The 20,195-nt window shown below is 63.4% G+C and carries 20 protein-coding genes; 12 read left to right on the forward strand and 8 right to left on the reverse strand.

The annotated features are described in order from the left end of the window. Window positions 1-24: 24 nt before the first annotated feature. Window positions 25-930: a LysR family transcriptional regulator gene (locus ATY29_RS30795; protein ID WP_097533695.1), complete on the reverse strand. Its 906-nt coding sequence runs from the start codon at window positions 928-930 to the stop codon at window positions 25-27. A 126-nt stretch (window positions 931-1,056) separates the two neighbouring features. Here ATY29_RS30795 and ATY29_RS30800 point away from each other — a divergent pair, with 126 nt between their 5' ends. Together ATY29_RS30800 and coaBC are read left to right on the forward strand one after the other, a co-directional pair. Next, window positions 1,057-1,821 (forward strand): SDR family oxidoreductase, encoded by a 765-nt coding sequence (locus ATY29_RS30800; RefSeq protein WP_003570857.1) that lies wholly within the window; start codon window positions 1,057-1,059, stop codon window positions 1,819-1,821. 264 nt (window positions 1,822-2,085) lie between these two features. Beyond that, the gene (gene coaBC, locus ATY29_RS30810) at window positions 2,086-3,291 is read left to right on the forward strand and encodes a bifunctional phosphopantothenoylcysteine decarboxylase/phosphopantothenate--cysteine ligase CoaBC (RefSeq protein WP_003570858.1); all 1,206 of its coding nucleotides are present in this window, start codon (window positions 2,086-2,088) and stop codon (window positions 3,289-3,291) included. Window positions 3,292-3,303: 12 nt separating this feature from the next. On the opposite strand, the gene ATY29_RS30815 is transcribed toward coaBC, so the two are convergent. Then, a complete protein-coding gene (locus ATY29_RS30815) occupies window positions 3,304-4,116 on the reverse strand; it encodes a class II glutamine amidotransferase (RefSeq protein WP_003570859.1) in 813 nt (270 codons plus the stop codon). Window positions 4,117-4,627: 511 nt separating this feature from the next. On the opposite strand from ATY29_RS30815, the gene ATY29_RS30820 reads away from it, so the two are divergent. From ATY29_RS30820 to ATY29_RS30835, 4 genes are all read left to right on the forward strand, one after another. Beyond that, window positions 4,628-5,305, forward strand: coding sequence for a FadR/GntR family transcriptional regulator (locus ATY29_RS30820; protein WP_097533697.1), 678 nt, complete (start codon window positions 4,628-4,630; stop codon window positions 5,303-5,305). Then, the gene (locus ATY29_RS30825; protein WP_097533699.1) at window positions 5,302-6,591 is read left to right on the forward strand and encodes a CynX/NimT family MFS transporter; all 1,290 of its coding nucleotides are present in this window, start codon (window positions 5,302-5,304) and stop codon (window positions 6,589-6,591) included. The genes ATY29_RS30820 and ATY29_RS30825 overlap by 4 nt, the downstream gene beginning before the upstream one ends. 123 nt (window positions 6,592-6,714) lie before the next feature. Then, entirely contained in the window at window positions 6,715-8,247 is a 1,533-nt protein-coding gene (locus ATY29_RS30830; RefSeq protein WP_097533701.1) for a S10 family peptidase, read from the forward strand. A gap of 9 nt (window positions 8,248-8,256) precedes the next feature. Beyond that, window positions 8,257-8,658, forward strand: coding sequence for a GFA family protein (locus ATY29_RS30835; RefSeq protein WP_097533703.1), 402 nt, complete (start codon window positions 8,257-8,259; stop codon window positions 8,656-8,658). 102 nt (window positions 8,659-8,760) lie between these two features. Here ATY29_RS30835 and ATY29_RS30840 read toward each other — a convergent pair whose 3' ends face one another. Continuing rightward, entirely contained in the window at window positions 8,761-9,468 is a 708-nt protein-coding gene (locus ATY29_RS30840) for a glutathione S-transferase family protein (protein WP_097533705.1), read from the reverse strand. A 114-nt stretch (window positions 9,469-9,582) separates the two neighbouring features. Between ATY29_RS30840 and ATY29_RS30845 the strand changes: the two genes are divergently transcribed. Next, entirely contained in the window at window positions 9,583-10,473 is an 891-nt protein-coding gene (locus ATY29_RS30845; protein WP_025417599.1) for a LysR family transcriptional regulator, read from the forward strand. A 26-nt stretch (window positions 10,474-10,499) separates the two neighbouring features. Here the strand turns inward: ATY29_RS30845 and ATY29_RS30850 are convergent, their stop codons facing one another. Further along, on the reverse strand, window positions 10,500-12,083 hold the full coding sequence (locus ATY29_RS30850) for a peptide chain release factor 3 (RefSeq protein ID WP_025417598.1): 1,584 nt from the start codon (window positions 12,081-12,083) through the stop codon (window positions 10,500-10,502). Window positions 12,084-12,173: 90 nt separating this feature from the next. On the opposite strand from ATY29_RS30850, the gene dut reads away from it, so the two are divergent. Further along, complete coding sequence (gene dut, locus ATY29_RS30855) at window positions 12,174-12,644, forward strand: dUTP diphosphatase (protein WP_003570870.1); 471 nt, start codon at window positions 12,174-12,176, stop codon at window positions 12,642-12,644. Beyond that, complete coding sequence (locus ATY29_RS30860; protein WP_037092513.1) at window positions 12,644-13,543, forward strand: GNAT family N-acetyltransferase; 900 nt, start codon at window positions 12,644-12,646, stop codon at window positions 13,541-13,543. The genes dut and ATY29_RS30860 overlap by 1 nt, the downstream gene beginning before the upstream one ends. A gap of 118 nt (window positions 13,544-13,661) precedes the next feature. Here ATY29_RS30860 and ATY29_RS30865 read toward each other — a convergent pair whose 3' ends face one another. Beyond that, a complete protein-coding gene (locus ATY29_RS30865) occupies window positions 13,662-14,126 on the reverse strand; it encodes an Lrp/AsnC family transcriptional regulator (protein ID WP_003570872.1) in 465 nt (154 codons plus the stop codon). Between the two features lie 112 nt (window positions 14,127-14,238). On the opposite strand from ATY29_RS30865, the gene ATY29_RS30870 reads away from it, so the two are divergent. Then, the gene (locus ATY29_RS30870) at window positions 14,239-15,138 is read left to right on the forward strand and encodes a DMT family transporter (protein WP_097533707.1); all 900 of its coding nucleotides are present in this window, start codon (window positions 14,239-14,241) and stop codon (window positions 15,136-15,138) included. Window positions 15,139-15,183: 45 nt separating this feature from the next. Here the strand turns inward: ATY29_RS30870 and ATY29_RS30875 are convergent, their stop codons facing one another. Next, window positions 15,184-15,702, reverse strand: coding sequence for a Dps family protein (locus ATY29_RS30875; protein ID WP_025417595.1), 519 nt, complete (start codon window positions 15,700-15,702; stop codon window positions 15,184-15,186). Window positions 15,703-15,933: 231 nt separating this feature from the next. Between ATY29_RS30875 and ATY29_RS30880 the strand changes: the two genes are divergently transcribed. Continuing rightward, window positions 15,934-16,551: a LysE family translocator gene (locus ATY29_RS30880; RefSeq protein ID WP_003583749.1), complete on the forward strand. Its 618-nt coding sequence runs from the start codon at window positions 15,934-15,936 to the stop codon at window positions 16,549-16,551. A gap of 144 nt (window positions 16,552-16,695) precedes the next feature. Next, window positions 16,696-17,658, forward strand: coding sequence for a cysteine synthase A (gene cysK, locus ATY29_RS30885; RefSeq protein ID WP_003570880.1), 963 nt, complete (start codon window positions 16,696-16,698; stop codon window positions 17,656-17,658). Between the two features lie 262 nt (window positions 17,659-17,920). Here cysK and ATY29_RS30890 read toward each other — a convergent pair whose 3' ends face one another. After that, on the reverse strand, window positions 17,921-18,394 hold the full coding sequence (locus tag ATY29_RS30890; RefSeq protein ID WP_003570881.1) for a nucleoside deaminase: 474 nt from the start codon (window positions 18,392-18,394) through the stop codon (window positions 17,921-17,923). 99 nt (window positions 18,395-18,493) lie between these two features. After that, window positions 18,494-20,026 (reverse strand): YifB family Mg chelatase-like AAA ATPase, encoded by a 1,533-nt coding sequence (locus tag ATY29_RS30895; protein WP_097533709.1) that lies wholly within the window; start codon window positions 20,024-20,026, stop codon window positions 18,494-18,496. Window positions 20,027-20,195: the final 169 nt, after the last annotated feature.

Here is a 20,195-nt window from a genome sequence, read left to right on the forward strand (position 1 = left end):
ATCCCTGCCTTCTGAGGTCATGGGTCAGCCCGCCGGATCCCAATAGGGCGGATCACCGAAGCTCTTCTTCAGGTGATCGGCGATGGCCCGCAGCTTGGCGGAGGGATTTCGCCCCTCGGGATGGGCCATGTAGATGAATTCGGCTTCCGGCCGGCGACCGACGTCGATTTCGGCAAGCCGGCCCTCGCGGATGGCCGGGCCGGCAATGAAGGCCGGCAGCAGCGCGATGCCGAGGCCGGCAATCGCAGCGTCGCGCAGCATATCGCCGTTGTTCATGCCGAGCGCCAGTTTCGCGCGGACGACGACCGCGCCCTCCGGCGTCTGGAAGCGCCAGTCGGCGACGCCGCGATTGGTGTAGAAGATACCGCGATGGCTGTTCAGGTCGGCAAGCGACGACGGAATCCCCCAGCGCGCGAGATAATCCGGCGACGCACAGAGAAGACGGCGACTCGGCGCAAGCTTCCAGGCGACCAGCCGGCTGTCGGCGATCGGTCCATTGCGGATGACGGCGTCATAGCCGTCCGAGGCGGCATCGACACGCCGGTCGTCGATATCGAGCGTCAGTTCGATATCGGGATGTTCGGCTAGGAAGGGATAGAGCGCCGGTCCAAGATGCATGCGGCCGAAGGTGACGGGCGCGGCGATACGGATCGGTCCCGACAGCGTGCCGCGCCGCTCGGCCATCGCGGCCGTGGCCTCGTCGATCTCCCGGACGATGCGCCCGGCGTGCTCCAGAAAGGCCGCACCATCCTCCGTCAAGGTGAGCTTGCGCGTCGTCCGGTGCAGCAGGATGCCGCCGAGTGACTTCTCCAGTTCCGCCAGCCTTTCGCTGACGACGGATTTGGAGAGCCGCAGCCGCCGGGCGGCCTCGCTGATCGAGCCTGCCTCGACCACGGCGACGAAAGCCGCAATGCCTTCGACCTTGATCATCGTTCGGATTTTCCGAATTCGAGTTCCATCATCTGGAGACTAATCCGAACGAAGGGAAAATGCCATCTTCCATTCAACGAAAGGGACGGCAAGGGCCGCCTTAGCGCAAACACAGGAGATGGAAGCATGAACCGCTTGAACAACAAGGTCGCGATCGTCACCGGCGCAAGCTCCGGCATCGGCCGCGTCACGGCAAAACTCTTTGCCGCCGAAGGTGCGAAGGTCGTCGTCGGCGCTCGCCGCGAGCGCGAACTCGACAGCCTCGTCGCCGAGATCAAGGCAGAAGGCGGCGACGCCATTGCGGTTGCCGGCGACGTCCGCTCGGAAGACTATCACAAGGCGCTGGTGGCGGCCGCCATCACCAATTACGGCAAGCTCGATATCGCCTTCAACAATGCCGGTATCATCGGCGAAGCCGGTCCGAGCACAGGCGTCTCGGAAGCAGGCTTCAGCGAGGCGCTGGCCGTCAATCTCACCGCATCCTTCCTGGCTGCCAAACATCAGATCGGCGCGATGGCGGAAAAGGGCGGCGGCTCGGTGATCTTCACCTCGACCTTCGTCGGCTACAGCTTCGCCTTTCCCGGTATTGCCGCCTATGCCGCCAGCAAATCCGGCCTGATCGGCCTGACGCAGGCGCTGGCCGCCGAATTCGGGCCACAGGGCGTGCGCGTCAATGCGATCCTGCCGGGCGCCGTCGATACCGACATGTACCGCGATGTGAACGATACGACGGAGAAACAGGCCGCCGTCACCGCTATGCATGCCTTGAAGCGCGTCGCGACACCGGAAGAAATCGCCCGCTCGGTTCTCTACCTCGCCTCCGACGATGCAAGTTTCGTCACCGGCACGGCTTCGCTGGTCGACGGCGGCGTTTCGATCACCCGCAGTTGAGACGGCGAGGACCGCCATCGACCCCGAAAAAGCCCCTACCCAACCCCTCCCCCAAGGGGGAGGGTAACACGTTGCACCAACTGAGACAGACATCAGCCTTTCTGCGGATGAGACGATGAAAGGGATATGGGCGGCGCGGCATCTTTCTTTCGACGCAAGCGGACGCCGGTCCGAGCAGATCCGATGCCTTTCTCTCGGCGATTGCATGTTCTCCGCCAAAGGCTTAGGGTCGGGGCCGGTCAATAAGGCGACGGGAAGAAAGCCATGGCTCTCAGCGGAAAACGCATCCTCCTCATCATCTCCGGCGGCATCGCCGCCTATAAGAGCATGGATCTGATCCGCCGGCTGCGCGAGCGCGGCGCGAGCGTTCGTCCTCTCATGACCAAGGGGGCGCAGGAATTCGTCACGCCGCTTGCCGTCGGCGCATTGGCGGCGGACCACGTCTTCCTCGATCTGTTTTCACGCCAGGACGAACAGGATGTCGGCCATATCAGGCTGGCGCGCGACTGCGACCTGGTGATCATCGCCCCCGCCACGGCCGACCTGATGGCCAAGATGGCGAATGGGCTTGCCGACGATCTCGCCTCGACGGTGCTGCTGGCGACGGAGAAACCGGTGCTGGCCGCCCCGGCGATGAATCCCAGAATGTGGGCGCACCCGGCGACGCGGCGCAATGCGGCGACGCTGAGAGCCGACGGCGTGCGTTTCGTCGGGCCGATGGCCGGCGAGATGGCAGAGAGCCACGAGGCCGGGCTCGGCCGGATGGCGGAGCCGCTGGAGATCGTCGCGGCCGCCGAAACCCTGCTCGACGACGGAATTAAACCACTGAAGGGACGCAAGGCGATCGTCACCTCGGGGCCGACCCATGAGCCGATCGATCCGGTGCGCTACATTGCCAACCGCTCCTCCGGCCGCCAGGGCCATGCGATCGCCGCAGCGCTTGCCAAGCTCGGGGCCGAGGTGACGCTGGTATCGGGGCCGGTGACGATCGCCGATCCGGTCGGCGTCAACGTCGTGCATGTCGAGCGGGCGGAGGAAATGCGTGATGCCGTGCTTTCGGCGCTGCCGGTCGATGTCGCCGTGATGGTCGCGGCGGTGGCGGACTGGCGCGTCGCATCGGCCGCCGACCAGAAGCTGAAGAAACATCCGGGCGAGTCCATTCCGACGCTGGCGCTGACCGAGAACCCGGACATTCTGAAAACTCTGGGACATCACACGATGCGGCCGAAGCTGGTGATCGGCTTTGCCGCCGAGACGCAGGATGTGGAAAGCAATGCGAAGGCGAAGCTTGAAAGAAAAGGCGCCGACCTGATCGTCGCCAACGACGTTTCGCCTGCGACCGGCATCATGGGCGGCGGCCGCAACAGCGTCAAACTCATTCGCCGCGACGGCGTCGAGCAATGGCCTGACCTCGCCAAGGAAGAGGTTGCCGAAAGGCTGGCGGCGCTGATCGCCGAACGGCTGCGCTGACGTCAGAGCGTTTCAGGCCGAGATCGCCACGCGCTGCGGCTTGGCGCCGCTTCGCTTTTCGGGCCGGAAGTCGGCGACGTCGAAACCATTTTTGCCGATGGTGACGGCGCTGCCATTCGGAATTTCCGCCCAGGCATCGCCATCATCGTTCAACGGCTCGGAGACGAGGCAATAGCCCGCACCCACCGGAGAGGCATAGAGCGTCGGGGCCTTGCGATCCGTGGCATAGCGGATCGCATAAAGCGCGTTGCCGTCGGAGAAGGCGGCGGTAAAGCGCAGCAGGATGGATCCAATGAGGTTTTCGGCCAGGTCCTCGACGACACCGACCATTTCGGCCATGGCGGCGATCGGCGCCTCACGCAGGCCGAATTGCAGCGCCAGCAGGAACATCAGCTCGGAATCGGTGGTGCCGCCGCGGGCATTGAACAGCTCGTCGTCAAGCATCGCCTCCATCGGCCGGCGCAAGCGCTCGAAGCCGGAGATCTGGCCGTTATGCATGAAGGACCAGATGCCGTGGGTGAAGGGATGGCAATTGTCGCGGCGCGTGCCGCCGCCGGTGGCAGCGCGGACGTGGGCGAGGAAGAGCGGCGAGCGGATCTGCCGCGCCAGGCTCTTCAGATTGCAATCCGACCATGCCGGCAGAATATCGCGGTAGCGGCCGGGCTCGGGCCTGTCGCCATACCAGGCGATGCCGAAGCCATCGCCGTTGGTCGCCGTCTTGGCGCGGGTGGCGCAGTGGGATTGCTCGATCAGCGAATGGGCGGGCGAGGATACCAGCTCCTCGAGATAGAGAGGGTCTCCGCGATAGGCTGCCCAGCGACACATGGCTTTCTTGCTCCGGAACCCGCCGCCGCACCGGCGGGCATGCTCTAAATTGTCGAACGCTGAGGCTAATAACAGCTTAACGCGCCGCCGGTTTGCAAGCGCAAGATGACGGTTTCATGACCCTTGCTATGTTCAAATTCGGCGAAAGCCTGTCTTCTCTTGTGAACAGTTGAGCTGGCCGCGGCGAGACTCTGCGAGGATTTCTTCTTGCATCTCGGACGAATCGGCCTACCTTTGGGCTATCAGCAACAGAACGAAAGGAAGGTGATCCAATGTCTAATGAGATTTCGGACCTCGTAACGGGCATGGGAGAGGTGAAGAAAGCGAGGCAGCCCTCGCTGTAATCCCCGCCTTCCCTAGGGCTGCATTAGACAGTCTAGGCCAGTTTGAGGCCAAACTCATGGAAAGGGTCGCCGAGGCGGCCCTTTTTTATTGCCTTGATGTGAACGCGTTGACGGAAGAGCAAAATCCCATTACTCATAAAGTCATCTGATGACTTTATGAGTAATGGATGCGCGCCCTCAGCAAGACCAATCTCGCCGATGAGGCGATCGAGGCAATCCGCAGCGACATTCTCGGCAAACGCTGGGCTGTCGGCGAGAAATTGCCGAACGAAGCCTCGCTGTCGGCGATGCTCGCCGTCAGCCGCGGTACGGTGCGCGAGGCAGTGCGGGTTCTGGTATCCCAAGGTTATCTCGAAACACGCCAGGGCTCTGGAACCTATGTGCGTTCGACTCGCGATGCCGGCCGGCCGTTGACCATGGCGCGACGGGCCAGCCTGCGCGACCAGTTCGAAGCGCGCCTAGCGCTCGACGTCGAGGCGGCCCGGCTGACGGCAGTCCGCAAGACGCCGACGACGGTCGCCGGGCTTCGCCGGCTGCTTGGCGAACGCGGCAGTTACGACGGCGGCAACCAGGCCGCCTTCATCGAACGCGACCTCGCCTTCCACAAGGCCATCATCGCCGCTTCCGGCAACCGGGCGATGATCGAGATCTACGATTTCTTCTCCGCTTCGATCGCCGATACCATCGCGGCGACGCTCGGCAAGGATATTCCCGAACCGGATATGCAGGCGCATGCCGATATCGTCGACGCCATCGAGACCGGTGATCCCGACCAGGCGGATGCGGCGGTGCGGCGCTTCATGGCGCCGGTTCTCGCCGCCCTCGACCGGATGATCCTGTCATGACCATGCCCTCCACCGATATCAATGCGCTCGACGCCGCCGACGACCTGCTTGTAGACGCCGAGGCCGGCAGCCTGCTGCCGCCGCTGCAGGCAACACCGGTGCGGGGTGCCGCAGATCGTTTTCTGCTCGGCGCCAGCCTGGTGCTGATCGCCTTCAACCTTCGACCGGTCTTTTCAAGCGCCTCGGCGCTGCTGCCGGAGATCCGCGCCGAACTCGGCCTCACCACGCTCGGCGCCAGCTTGCTGACGACGCTGCCGGTCGTCTGCCTCGGGGCCTTTTCGCCGCTTGCGCCGCGCCTTGCCCAGCGCATCGGCACCGAACGCACGCTGCTCGGCGTTGTCCTGCTGCTGGCGCTCGGCACCGCGTTGCGCGGCTTTTCCTCCGTGCCGCTGCTCTTCATCGGCACGGCGCTTGCCGGCGCCTGCATCGCCGTCGGCAACGTGCTGCTGCCGGGGTTGGTGAAGCGTGATTTCGCCGGGCGCGCGGCGTTGATGACCGGCTTCTACACGATGGCGCTCTGCGCCGGTGCGGCAAGTGCCGCCGGGCTGACGCTGCCGATCGAGCACGCGCTCAGCGGCTCTCTCGAAGGCGCGCTCGCCGTCTGGGCGCTGCCGGCGCTCGTCGTCGGTCTGATCTGGCTGCCGCAGGTTCTGCGGACCGGCGGCCAGGCCAGGCGAAACGGCTTTCACGTCAAAGGCCTGTGGCGCGACCGGCTTGCCTGGCAGGTGACGCTGTTCATGGGACTTCAATCGGCGCTTGCCTATTGCGTCTTCGGCTGGCTGGTTCCGATCCTGCGCGAACGCGGCCTCGATGGCGTCACCGCCGGGGCGATCGTTTCGCTCTCGGTGATGGTGCAGGCGGCATCCTGCCTCATCGTGCCGCATATCGCCGTACGCGGGAAAGATCAGCGGCTGATCAATGCCAGCCTCTGCGGCGTCGCCGTCATCGCGCTGCTCGGCCTGCTGTTTGCGCCGCTGTCGACGGTCTGGCTGTGGGCCCTACTGCAGGGCATCGGCCAGGGCGGGTTGATCGCCGCGGCGATGACGACGATCGTGCTGCGCTCACGCGATCCCGATGTCGCCGCCCATCTGTCCGGCATGGCGCAATGCGTCGGTTACCTGCTTGCCGCCATCGGGCCGCTGATCGTCGGCCTCATTCGCGGCTGGACGGGAAGCTTTTCCTGGTGCGCGCTCCTCTTCGTCGCGCTCGGGCTCGGCGCCGCAATCAACGGCTGGAAGGCCGGCCGGGCGGTGGAGATCAATGTGTATGCTGAGAAGGCGCCATGAGTCGCCCCTTCAATTCGCTCGCTTATTTCCTTCACTGGCCCATCACCATCTCTTGATGCCCGTCGCCGATCGCGGATGCTACGCTATTTCAAGCTCACATCCCGCACCGCCGGAGGAGAAATCTTGCGTTTACATCCACTGTTTCTGCTTGCAGCGCTCGCGGCGTCCCTGGTCCCTGCCCTCTCCCCTGCGCAGGAAAACGCTCACTCCAAGGCAAATGTCGAGAGCAGTGCGCGCGACGGCGTGCTGAAGCTGCTGCCGGCCGATTCCATCACCGAGCACGGGTTGACGATCGGCGGCCGGAAAATCGCCTATACCGCCACCGCCGGCACGCTCGATCTCTTCGGCCAGGACGGAGCGCAGACCGGCGCGATCTTCTACACCGCTTACGTTGCGAAGGACTCAGGGCCGGACCGGCCTTTGACCTTCGCCTTCAACGGCGGGCCAGGTGCGGCTTCCGCCTTCCTGCATCTCGGGCTGGTGGGGCCTAAGGTGCTCGATTTCGGCCCTCAGTCCCGCGACGGCGCCCATGCGAAACTGGTCGACAACCCGCAAAGCTGGCTGGATTTCACCGATCTGGTACTGATCGATCCGATCGGCACCGGCTGGAGCCGGACGGTGAAGGCCGACGACGCCTCGAACTATTACAACGTCAACTCGGACGCCCAGAGCATCGCCAAGGCGATCGCCCTTTATGTCGCGCATGCCAACCGCTCGAATTCGCCGAAATATCTGCTCGGCGAGAGTTATGGCGGCTTCCGCGCCGCCAAGGTCGCCTCAGCGCTGCAGGAAAGCCAGGGCATCATCGTTGCCGGCGCGGTGATGCTTTCGCCGCTGCTCGAGGGCCAGCTGATGTTCAACGCCGATGAGTTCCCATTCGGCGCCGCGCTGGAGCTGCCGTCGCTGGCTGCGGCCGAACTCGACCGGCACAATGCCTTTGACGAAGGCAAGCAGCGCGAAGCCGAAGCCTTCGCGCTCGGGAACTATCTGACGACGCTCGCCGGGCCGCCGCCGACGGGTGCCGATGCCGCCGCTTTCTATGGCAGGATCGCGAAACTTACCGGAATTCCCGAGGATATCGTCAGCCGCAATCGCGGCTTCCTCGGCAATTCCTTCGTCAAACATTCCGACGCCGGCAGCGGCGCGGTGACGAGCCCCTACGACGCCGCCTTTGCCACTCCCGACCCCTATCCGGAATCGGATTACGATCGCGGCGACGACGCCATCCTCGACGGCTTCGTCCGCGCCTATGGCGGCGCCTTTGCCGACTATGCCCGCAACGACCTCGGCTTCAAGACCGAGATGACCTATTCGCTGCTCGACAGCGATATCAGCCGGCGCTGGGAATGGGGCGGCGGACGCGGCGGCGGATCGCGCTTGCAAGCCAGCGCCACCGACGACGTCAGGCAGTTGCTTGCCTCGAACACGGCTTTGCATCTGCTGATCGCCCATGGCTACAGCGACCTGGTGACGCCGTACGGGGTCAGCCGCTACGTGGTGGACCACCTGCCGCCGTCGCTCGCCCGCGGCCGGGTCGGGCTGAAACTTTATCGCGGCGGCCATATGTTCTATACGAATGCCGATCAGCGGACCGCCTTCACGGCGGATGCCAAGGCCTTCTATGCCACACGCCCGGCCGCTCCGCCGGCGGATTGAGGATTGCCGATGCATATCACCGGGGGATGCCATTGCGGAGCGATCCGCTACCAGGCCGAAATCGATCCCGAGCGGGTGTCGATCTGCCATTGCACCGATTGCCAGCGGCTGACGGGCGCGGCTTACCGCATCACCGCACCGTCGCAGCCCGGAAGCTTCACACTCCTATCAGGCGAGCCACGCGGCTACACGAAATATGGCGATAGTGGCGGCCTCAGCCGGCAATTCTTCTGTCCGAATTGCGGGTCGCCGCTCTACCGCACCAACGGCGACGGCGGCGCGATCGGCATCCGTCTCGGCGGCATCGACCAGCGGCGGGACCTGGCACCGAAGAAACAGATATGGTGCCGGTCGGCTTTGCCCTGGGTGGATAATATCGAGCCGCTGCCGCGGTTCGATGGCGAGGACTAGGACGGGCTGGCATCACCGGCAACCGAGTGCATCTCCTCGCGACTGGCTCGTCGAGATCGAGATCATCGCCGCCGCACCGCGAAGGTGCGACGGCTGCGGCGATCAGGCCGCTTGTTTCAACAGGCCGATTGCCTCGGTCAGAGCAACCTCGCCGAGGAAAGCGCCGCTGCTTTTTGCCTCCTGCCGGTGCTCGATCGCATGCGCAAAACGCACGGCCGGTTGCTGCTGCATCCGCTCATAGAGGCGGTGCAGACTGGGAAATTGGCTTCGGTCGACGACCTTGTGAAAATCGTTCCAGCGAGCAATCCCGACGAAATAGGCCTCGGCCAGGCTCGGGCCGTTGCCGACAAGCCATTCGCGGCTATCGAGCAGACGTTCCAGCGTATAATGCGCCTTTTCGACTGCCGCGATGCCATAGGCCGCGAGGGTCTGCTTTTCATGCGGCTCCAGCGCATGTTCGAACGCATACCAGAGCGGCCCGAAGGCCTTGAAGAAAGTCGTGTTGAGAAAGGCGAGCATCTGGTTCAGACGATCGAAATCCTCCGATCCTTGCACAAAACCCCGGCCGCTGCCGATCGTGCGGGCGCCGATATGCTGGAGGATCGCCATGCTTTCGCTGATGACCCTGCCATCGTCAAGCAGCAGCGATGGTGTTTCGCCGACCGGGTTGATCCTGAGGTAGTCATCGCCGGAGACCATTTCCGGCATCTCGACACGGCAAAGCCGATACGGCAGACCGGACCATTCCAGCGCGACGATCGAGCCGAAGGAGCAGCCTTCCGGGACGCCGTAAAACAATATGGGTGACATCAATCGTTCCTTTCAGAAATGAACGCTTTTGGACGCGATCAATGTGCCAATGTAGACGATCATGCGGTAGACGCTATAAATGCATCGCAATGTCCACAAATCTGGAAGCTGGCGATGGCGCTTTTCAACCTCAACGACCTCCATCTTTTCGTGCAGGCCGTCGACAGCGGCAGTTTTACCGCCGCCGCCAGACATCTCGGCATGCCGAAATCGACGGTGAGCAAGCGGGTTGCCGAGCTGGAGGCACGGCTCGGCGTCCGGCTGATCCAGCGCACGTCGCGAAGCTTCGCGCTGACCGAGCTCGGCCGGGAATTCTTTCAGCATGCCCAGGCCTCGATCATCGAGGCAGAAATGGCCGAAGGCATCGTGCGGCGGCATCTGGCTGAACCCGCCGGCAGCGTTCGCCTCACCGCCTCGGTGCCGACGGCGCAGTTTACCCTGACGGAACATCTGCCGGCGCTGGCTGTGCGCTATCCGAAGCTCCGGCTCTGCGTGCACGTGACCGACCGTTTCGTCGATATCGTGCAGGAAGGTTTCGATATCGCACTGCGCAGCCACCGGACGCCGCTGCCGGATTCGGCGCTGGTCCAGCGCAAGCTCGCCAGCCATCCTTTCTTCATCCTCGCCTCTCCGGATTATGTGAGTGCCCATGGCGAACCGCGCCGGCCGGAGGAGCTGGCACAGCATGCGACGATCATGACCAGCCTGACGGAAGACCAGTGGCGGCTTCATTCGGGTGGCGACGAGGTTCTCGTCACCCTGCATTCCGTCATGGCCGCGGATGAGCCTTATGTCTTGATGGAAATGGCCATGTCGGGGCTCGGCATCACCTGCCTGCCAACATCCGTCTGCCACAAGGCGCTGGCAGAGGGGCGACTGGTGCGGGTGCTGCCGGAATGGACGGCAGGCGGCATCGACACGACGATCCTGATGCCGCACCGGCGCGGCCAGCTGCCGGCAGTGCGCGCCGTCGTCGATTTCCTGGCGGAACGGCTCGGCGGCTAGCGCCGCTTCACACTTTTCCCAGGCGATCACGCCGCCTTGGCGGCGTGATATTCCTTGATGGCGACCATCTTGATTGCCGGATGGCGCTCGGACTCGTAACGCAGCGAGAACCCGTCCTGAGCGAGGAAGACCGGATCGCCGTCGAGATCGCGGGCGATGTCGCCCCGTTTGACGGTGAGGAATTTTTCCAGGTCGGCCGGCTGATCGGCCGAGATCCAGCGGCAGACGGAGAAGCGCGACATTTCGAAGGAGACCGGCAGGCCGTATTCGGCCATCAGCCGCTCCTTCAGGACGTCGAGCTGCAGGGCGCCGACGACGCCGACGATCGCCGGTGAGCCGTCTTCCGGCGAAAACAGCTGGACGACGCCTTCCTCGGCCATCTGCTGCAGCGCTTCCTTGAGCTTCTTCGCCTTCATCGCATCTTCCAGACGCACGCGGCGCAGGATCTCCGGCGAGAAGTTTGGCACACCCTGGAAGACCAGCGATTCGCCCTCTGTCAGCGTATCGCCGATGCGGAGCGTCCCGTGATTGGGAATGCCGACGACGTCGCCGGCATAGGCAGTGTCGGCGAGCTGGCGCTGCGAGGCGAAGAAAAATTGCGGCGCCGTCAGACCGAGCTGTTTGCCGGTGCGGGCAAGTCTTGCCTTCATGCCGCGCTCGAGCTTGCCGGAGCAGATGCGGGCAAAGGCGATGCGGTCGCGGTGGTTGGGATCCATGTTGGCCTGGATCTTGAAGACGAAGGCCGTCATCTTGTCGTCGGTCGCGTGCACGGTCCTGGTATCGGCAACCTGGTCACGCGGCGGCGGGGCAAAATCGCCGAGTGCGTTGATGAGGTCGCGAACGCCGAAATTGCGCAGCGCCGAACCGAAGAAGACAGGCGTCATATGGCCTTCCAGGAAGGCCTGGCGGTCGAAGGGGCGGCAGGCCTCGATCGCCAGCTCGGTCTCCTCGACGAAGACCTGGCGTTCGTTTTCCGGCAGCCTGTTGGCAACGCTCTGGGGGCCGTTGACAGGCGTTCCCTCGATTTCGGTATCCGAGCCGCGCACCGTGTTGGCGGCGATATTATAGGAACCGCAGAAGGTCTTCGAGCGGCCGATCGGCCAGGTAATCGGCGCGGTGTCCAGCGCCAGCTTCTCTTCCACCTCATCGAGGATCTCGAAGGGATCGCGGCTTTCCCTATCCATCTTGTTGATGAAGGTGATGATCGGGATATCGCGCATGCGGCAGACTTCGAAGAGTTTCAGCGTGCGCGGCTCGATGCCCTTGGCGGCATCGATGACCATGACGGCGGCGTCGACGGCCGTCAGCGTGCGATAGGTGTCGTCGGCGAAATCCTCGTGACCTGGTGTGTCGAGGATGTTGAAGACATTGTCGTTATATTCGAAGGTCATCACCGAGGTGACGACGGAGATGCCGCGCTCGCGCTCGATCTTCATCCAGTCGGAGCGCGTCTGCATGCGATCCTTCTTCGCCTTGACTTCGCCGGCAAGCTGAATGGCACCGCCGAACAGCAGCAGCTTTTCCGTGAGCGTCGTCTTGCCCGCGTCCGGGTGGGCGATAATAGCGAATGTGCGGCGGCGGGAGACCGCCTCGGCGAGACTTTCGGCCATACTATGAATCCTGTGGAATTGCCGCTTAACTAGCGACTAAAGCCCGGCTTTGCAATTGACCTTGCTCTCCCGCGCGCAAAGTAATGACCCATGACCATTCATCACGACACGCGTCCGACGCTGAACCTCATCCGCCTGACCAATGGCGAGGGCCTTGACCTGCCTGCCTATGAAAGCAAGGGGGCGGCCGGCATGGACCTGCGCGCCGCCGTCGACGGGGCCACGCCGCTGATGCTTTCGCCCGGCCGACGGGCGCTGGTGCCGACCGGCTTCATCTTCGAAATCCCCGAGGGTTTCGAAGGCCAGGTGCGGCCGCGCTCCGGCCTGGCCTTCAAAAACGGCATTACCTGCCTGAATACACCAGGCACCGTCGACAGCGATTATCGCGGCGAGGTGAAGGTGCTGCTCGTCAATCTCGGCGACGAACCCTTCGTCATCGAGCGCGGCATGCGCATCGCCCAGATGGTGATCGCGCCGGTAACCCAAGTGCGGGTGGCCGAAAGTGCCGCCGCAAGCGAGACGACACGCGGCGCCGGCGGCTTCGGCTCCACCGGGGTATGATGCCGAAGGGCGTCAACAGCGCCGACCTGACCTTTCGGCAGGATTACTTCGACGACCCCGCTGGCTGGGCGGCATTGGTCTGTCTGCTCAAGGATATTTTCGGCATCGATATCGGCCCGCTGCAGCAGCTTGGCGGACCGGATGCCACCAGCATGCCCTTCGGTTGGTTTGATGTCGAAGGCGAGTTGGCCGCCAATATCACGGCCTTTGCGCTGCCCTTCGTCCTCAACGGCAGGATCGTCCATGCCGCCGGGCTGCAATCGGGCGCGGTGCGGCCGCCATGGCGGCGGCGCGGGCTCTACCGCAACCTGACGGTGAAGGCGCTCGACTGGTGCGAGCGGCAGGGTTTTGAAGCCGTCATCCTCTATACCGACAAGCCGTCGCTCTACGAAGCCTACGGTTTTCGCGCGATAGCGCAGCATCGATATGAGGGAGCGGCACCCGAGCTGTCGGCTTTCGCCGGACCTGCCCGGTTGCTTGCGCCGACCAATGCGGATGATCTTGCCCTGTTGCAATTGCTGCTGAAGGCACGAAGCCCGGTTTCGACGTCGCTCTCGGTCGCGGCGAACGCAGCGATGTTTCTCATCAACACGCGGCTCGATCCCGATGTCCGCGTCAGCTTCATGGAAGACATGCGAGCGGTGATCGCCTGGAAGATGGATGAGGCGGGTCGCTTCAGTCTTCTCGATGTCGTGGCGGCCGAGATGCCCTCGCTTGCAGCGATCCTCGGCGGGCTGAAGATCGCGCCCGGCACTGTCGAAGTGCTTTTCCGTCCCGACAAGCTCGACTGGGTGGGCGCGCCGCAGCCGATGGAGAGCGGCACGGTGCTGATGCTGCGCGGGCTCGGCAGTGAGGCTCCGCAATTTCCGGCGATGCTGTCGCCTATGGCGGATTTCTAGAGCAATTCCAGCAAAAGTGCATAGCGGTTTTGCGTTCGGAATGGCGTGAAAACAAGAGACGGAGCATTTTAGGGATTCGGAGAAAACCGAAAATGCTCTAAGGGCACGTTCGCCGATTCTACTTTTTACGTGTCAGCGGCGGCAGGCGGCGTTTGACGGGCGAGGCTTTGATCATCGCGGTGTTGGTTTCCGCCCGTTCTGCAACCCTGTCGAGGAGTCCGTCGAGTTCCGCCATCGAGCGGATGACCAGGCGGGCGATAAAACAATCCTCGCCGGTCACCTTGTCGCATTCGACGATTTCGGGGATCTCCTGGATGAGCCGCTCGACGAAGTGCAGCTGTCCCGGCAGCGGCCGCACGCGCACGATTGCCTGCAGGGGATAACCGACGGCGGCAGGGTCGAGATCGATGGTAAAAGCCTTGATGACGCCGCGCTCCTCCAGCCGCCGCAGGCGCTCGGCGGCACTTGGCGAGGAAAGCCCCACCTGCTGCGCCAGCTCCTTCAGCGAGATCCGCGCATTGCCTGCCAGCGCTTCCAGAATGGCCTGATCTATCTCGTCGAGCGATTGCACATCATTAGGCATATCGTCTATCTCTCCTCATATGAATAGGCTATTCAGATCATGTTCCTTCCTATGATTATATAAATTCGTTCGCCGCCGCAATATTCTGATGTCATTTAAAACGGAGGCAATCATGAGCGGCGATATCAAAAGGGGCACGGCGGAAATGACGGCAGCGATGCTGATCTCGGGGACGATCGGCTGGTTCGTGGTCATGTCGGGCCAGCCGGTCAGTGGCGTGGTCTTCTGGCGCTGCCTGTTCGGCGCGCTCACTTTGCTCGCCATCTGCGGTGCTCTCGGGCTGCTGCGGCCCGGCATCCTCACGCTACGCGCCTTCGGCATCGCCGTTTTCGGCGGCGTCGCCATCGTGTTGAACTGGCTGCTGCTGTTTGCCTCCTATTCGCATGCGACGATCTCGATCGCCACGACCGTCTACAACACCCAGCCCTTCATGCTGCTGATGCTCGGCGCGCTGTTTCTCGGCGAAAAGATCACCGCCACCAAGCTGTTCTGGCTGGCGCTCTCTTTCGCCGGCATGATGGCGATCGTCCAGGTGAAACCGCACACCGGCGGGGTAGCCGGTGACTACGGCCTCGGCATCCTGATGGCGCTGGGCGCGGCCTTCTTCTATGCGCTGGCAGCGCTTGCGGCGAAATGGCTGAAAGGCACGCCGCCGCATCTGATCGCGCTGATCCAGGTCGCGACCGGCATGCTGATGCTGGCGCCGATGACCGACTTTTCCCATCCGCCCACGGATGTGGGGACATGGGCGATCCTCGTTACCGTCGGCGTCGTCCATACCGGGCTGATGTATGTGCTGCTTTATGGCGCGATCCAGAGGCTACCGACACATCTGACAGGCGCCCTCTCCTTCCTCTATCCGATCGCCGCGATCCTCGTCGACCGGCTCGCCTTCGGCCACGCGCTGCAGCCGATGCAGATCGCGGGCGCGGCCATCATCCTCATTGCCGCCGCCGGCATGAACCTTGGCTGGAACCCGAGATGGCTGCGGCCGAGAGCGCTGGAGAGTTGAGAGCCGGGCGTGCCCTACATATGACGCTACGCCCGGCTGCCAGTATTATTTCTGGGGCCGGGTCGTTTCGAACAGGAACCAGGTGCGGCGCTCGGACTCGTCGATCCAGTTCTCGATCAGGCTGGCGGTGGCGACATCATTGTGCTCGTCGCAGAGATCGTGCACTTCGCGCAGCAGCGAAACGAGTTGACCATTATCCTCGCGAAGTTCCGACAGCATGTCCTCGGCGGTGACGAAATCCGCATCATTGTCGGCGATGCGCTGCTGGCGGGCGATCTGGCCGATGGAGCGCAGCGTCACGCCGCCGATCTTGCGGGCGCGCTCGGCAATGTCGTCGGTCATGGCGAAGATCTGCTCCGCCTGCTCGTCGAGCAGCAGATGGTAGTCGCGGAAATGCGGGCCGGACATGTGCCAGTGGAAGTTCTTGGTTTTCAGATAAAGCGCGAAGACATCGGCAAGCAGCGCAGTGAGTGCTGCCGAAATATCGGTGACGGCATTGGTCGGCAGGCTGGACGGCGTCTTGAGAGGCGAGAGCCTGCGGGTTTCGGCTGAGGTGGGGGACATCCATTCTCTCCTTGGTGACGAAAATCTCGACAGCGACTTCCGTCCTCAACCATGCAAGGAATGCTGACGGCGCGCGTGCAGAGGGAAAACTAGTCAAGCCGGATTGCTTTCCAAGTGGATCATGGTGCCGCAGATCTATTCCTTATGGTGATGGACCGATCAGCGCCAAGGCATTGATGACGCCGCAAGGCGTGCCTATAGAGAGGCGGCGCAATCCAATGGATATGACAGATGAGCCTGACCGCCCTGATCGCCTATGCCGGAGCCCTGTTCATCGCTGCCGCCATTCCGGGACCCGGAATCACCGCGATCGTCGCGCGCGCGCTCGGCTCGAATTTCCGTGAGACTTTCTTCATGGGTCTCGGCCTGGTGCTCGGTGACATGACCTATCTCACCGCCGTCATCCTCGGCCTTGCCTTCGTGGCGCAGACCTTCACCGAGGTCTTCATCGTCATCAAGATCGCCGGCGCGCTTTATCTCGGCTATATCGCCTGGAAACTCTGGACGGCGGGCCTGCTGCCGCAGGATATCGCGGCGAAGAAATCCAGCAATATCGGCCTATCCTTCCTCTCCGGCCTGCTGGTGACGCTCGGCAATCCGAAGACGATGCTGTTTTATGTCGCCCTGGCGCCGACCCTGATCGATATCGGCAATATCGGCCTCAGCGACTATGCGATGCTGCTCGCCGTCACCTTCGTGGTGCTGATCGTGGTCCTGGTTCCCTATATGCTGCTTGCCTCACGGGCCCGGACGATGCTGAAAAAGCCGCGCGCCTTGCAGGTGCTGAACCGCGTGGCGGCCGGCATCCTCGCCGGCACGGCCGCCTTCATCGCCACCCGGGCGGCCTGAAATAAACATTCGGCAAGAAGCGGTTTCCAAAGGTTTTTTTCTCCGCACCCCGCCCCGCCGGCATGAACGCGGTCTGGCCTCTTCAGGCCTTTGACCCTATTCTCCTCCTCGATTTTACGAACAGGATTTCAAAGGGAGGCACTCATGTCGCACAAGCCCGGCCGCGGCCGCATCTATTCCTCGATCACCGAGACCATCGGCAACACGCCGCTCGTGCGCTTCGACAAGCTGGCGCGGGAAAAGGGCGTCGTCGCCAACCTGATCGGCAAGCTCGAATTCTTCAACCCGATCGCCTCGGTCAAAGACCGCATCGGCGTGGCGATGATCGAAAGCCTGGAAGCCCAGGGCAAAATCACCCCAGGGAAAACGGTGCTGATCGAGCCGACTTCCGGCAACACAGGGATCGCGCTCGCCTTTGCCGCCGCCGCCAAGGGCTATCGGCTGATCCTCACCATGCCGGAAACCATGTCGGTCGAGCGCCGCAAGATGCTGGCGCTGCTCGGCGCCGAACTGGTGCTGACCGAGGGGCCGAAAGGCATGAAGGGCGCCATCGCCAAGGCCGAGGAACTGGCAGAATCGCTTCCCGACGCCATCATTCCGCAGCAGTTCGAAAACCCGGCCAATCCCGAAATCCACCGCAAGACGACGGCCGAGGAAATCTGGAACGATACCGACGGCACCGTCGATATCGTCGTCTCCGGCATCGGCACCGGCGGCACGATCACCGGCGTCGGCCAGGTGCTTAAAAGCCGCAAACCCGAGATCCAGATCATCGCCGTCGAACCGGCCGATTCACCGATCCTCTCCGGCGGCAATCCCGGCCCGCACAAAATCCAGGGCATCGGCGCCGGCTTCGCGCCCAAAATCCTCGACACCGGAATCTACGACGAGGTCGTCACCGTCACCAATGACGAGGCTTTCGAACAGGCGCGCCTGGTCGCCAGGCTCGAAGGCGTGCCGGTCGGTATCTCCTCGGGTGCTGCGCTGACCGCCGCCATCAAGGTCGGCAGCCGTCCGGAGAATGCCGGCAAGAACATCGTCATCATCATCCCGTCCTTTGCGGAGCGTTATCTGTCGACGGCGCTGTTTGAGGGGTTGGGGAGCTGAGGTAAAGCTGGCCGAGGCGTTCCCGGTCATTCATATTTGGGGAAGTGTCGGGGCGCTTCGGCGCTCGCCTCAAGCTTTGGCCAACTCCTCTTTCGTCATGCTCGAGCTTGTCCAGAGCATCTGCGCCGGTCACGATCATACGCAGCAGATCCTCGGCACAAGCCGAGGATGACGGCAAGCGAAGAGCGAGTTGCCCGGCACACTGTCCGGGCGCACGCATCACACCTGCCCTTCCTTAATCAATAAGGTCCTGAGGCGAGGCTCAAGCCTTGCCCAGATGCTTCGGCCAGAATTCCTGATGTATTTCGGCGGCTTCGTCTTCGAGGTTCGTCGGCCCAACCACAGTGACGACGCGCGCACCGGTTTGCAAAACCGCCCGGCTCGGCACGTTCAACCCGATCCCAGCGATCTCGCCAAGCCGCGTTTCGGAGCAGGCAAACACCATACGCCCGATGCCCGACCAGTAAATCGCCCCGGAGCACATCGCGCACGGCTCCGTGCTGGTGTAGAGCGTACAGTCGGCGAGAAAAGCAGTGTCGTAGTGCTGCGCCGCCAGTTTAACCAGATTCATCTCGGCGTGGTTGGTCATATCGTGGCCGGTGAAAACGCTGTTTTCAGCGCGCAGGATGACTTCGTCTTCCCTCACCAGCACCGAGCCAAACGGTTCGTCGCCGCGTTCCATGGCGGATTTCGAGAGCGCAATCGCCTCGCGCAAGAACGGCTCGTGGTTTTCCATCAGAGTCCCCCGAAAAAGCTAGAGCCGGATGATTTTGTCTTGAATCGGAGGGATTTCCAAGGGGCGCAATCAGATTCAAGTCGGCGCTTGCCCTTGCCGTTATGCCGCTGCCGTCAGCCTTTCGCCGGCGATCCTGTAAGAAATCGCCTCAGCGAGGTGAAGACGACCCACCGTCGGCTTGCCGTCGAGATCGGCCAAGGTGCGGGCGACCTTGAGGACGCGGTGGTAGCCGCGGGCGGAGAATTTCATTTTTTCGGCGGCGTCGCGCAGAAGTTGCAGGCCGCCGGCGTCGGGTTCGGCGAGTTTTTCGATCATTGATGTGGAGCAGCGGGCGTTGGTGCCGATGCCCTTGGCGCCGGCGGCCTCGAAGCGTTGCTGCTGGATCTCGCGGGCGCGGGCGACGCGCCGGGCGACGTCGGCGCTGGTCTCGGCTGCCATCGGCCGGATCAGATCGGCGGCGGAGACGGCGGGCACGTCGATGCGGATATCGATGCGGTCCATCAGCGGGCCGGAGATGCGGGCCTGGTAATCGCTCATGCAGCGCGGACCGCGGGCGCAGGTGTGGCCGGGTTCACCGGCCATGCCGCAGCGGCAGGGGTTCATCGCCGCGATCAGCTGGAATTTAGCGGGATAGGAGACGCGGTGATTGGCGCGGGCAATGACGCATTCGCCGCCTTCGAGCGGCTGGCGCAGCGCATCGAGCGCCTGCGGCGTGAACTCGGGAAACTCGTCGAGGAAGAGCACGCCGTGATGGGCAAGCGAGGCCTCGCCCGGTCGGGCACGCAGTCCGCCGCCAACAAGGGCTGCCATGGTGGCGGAATGATGCGGAGTGCGGAAGGGCCGGCGGTCGGAGAGCTTGCCGCCGGTGAGCTGACCGGCGATCGAATGGACCATCGACACCTCAAGCAGTTCGGCGGCCGAGAGCGGCGGCAGGATCGACGGCAGCCGGGACGCCAGCATCGACTTGCCGGAGCCGGGAGGCCCGACCATCAGGAGATTATGGCCGCCGGCGGCCGCCACTTCGAGCGCCCGCTTGGCGCTTTCCTGGCCCTTGATCTCGGCCAGATCCGGCAGGTTGGCGGCATTGGCGCGGATCGACGCTTCCGGCCGCGTGAGCACCTGGGTGCCACGGAAGTGATTGGCAAGGGCAATCAGGCTGCGCGGTGCGAGAATATTGACCTCGGCGCCGGCCCAGGCGGCTTCGGCGCCGCTTTCAGCCGGGCAGATCAACCCCTTGCCGAGCGCATTGGCGCCGATGGCAGCCGGCAGCGCGCCCGATATGGCAGCGATCGTGCCGTCAAGGTTGAGTTCGCCGACGACGACATAATCCGACAGCGCATCGGCGGGGATGGCGCCAAGGGCGGCCATCAGCGCGAGCGCAATCGGGAGATCGAAATGTGAACCCTCTTTTGGCAGATCGGCGGGCGCCAGGTTGACCGTCACCCGCTTGGCCGGCAGCGCCAAGCCGGAGGCATGAAGGGCCGCCTGCACGCGCTCGCGGCTTTCGGCCACAGCCTTATCGGGCAGGCCGACGATCTGCATGCCGACCTTGCCGGGAGCGACCATGACCTGGACCTCGACCGGCACACCTTCGATGCCCTGAAATGCCACCGTACTGACACGCGCAACCATCGACCCATCCCCTTGCCCGCAAACTCTTATAGCGCTTGCAACCCGTCAGGGCCAGCGGTTGCAATCTGGCACGGAAGCGGGAACAAAACAAGAACAATCAAGGAACGTAGTCGTATCGCCTGTGACCGAGGTTGTACCCGGTCACAGCGCTCGGGGTCACGCGGCAGGA

Source organism: Rhizobium hidalgonense (assembly GCF_002914525.1).
In the GTDB taxonomy this organism is placed as follows: domain Bacteria; phylum Pseudomonadota; class Alphaproteobacteria; order Rhizobiales; family Rhizobiaceae; genus Rhizobium; species Rhizobium hidalgonense.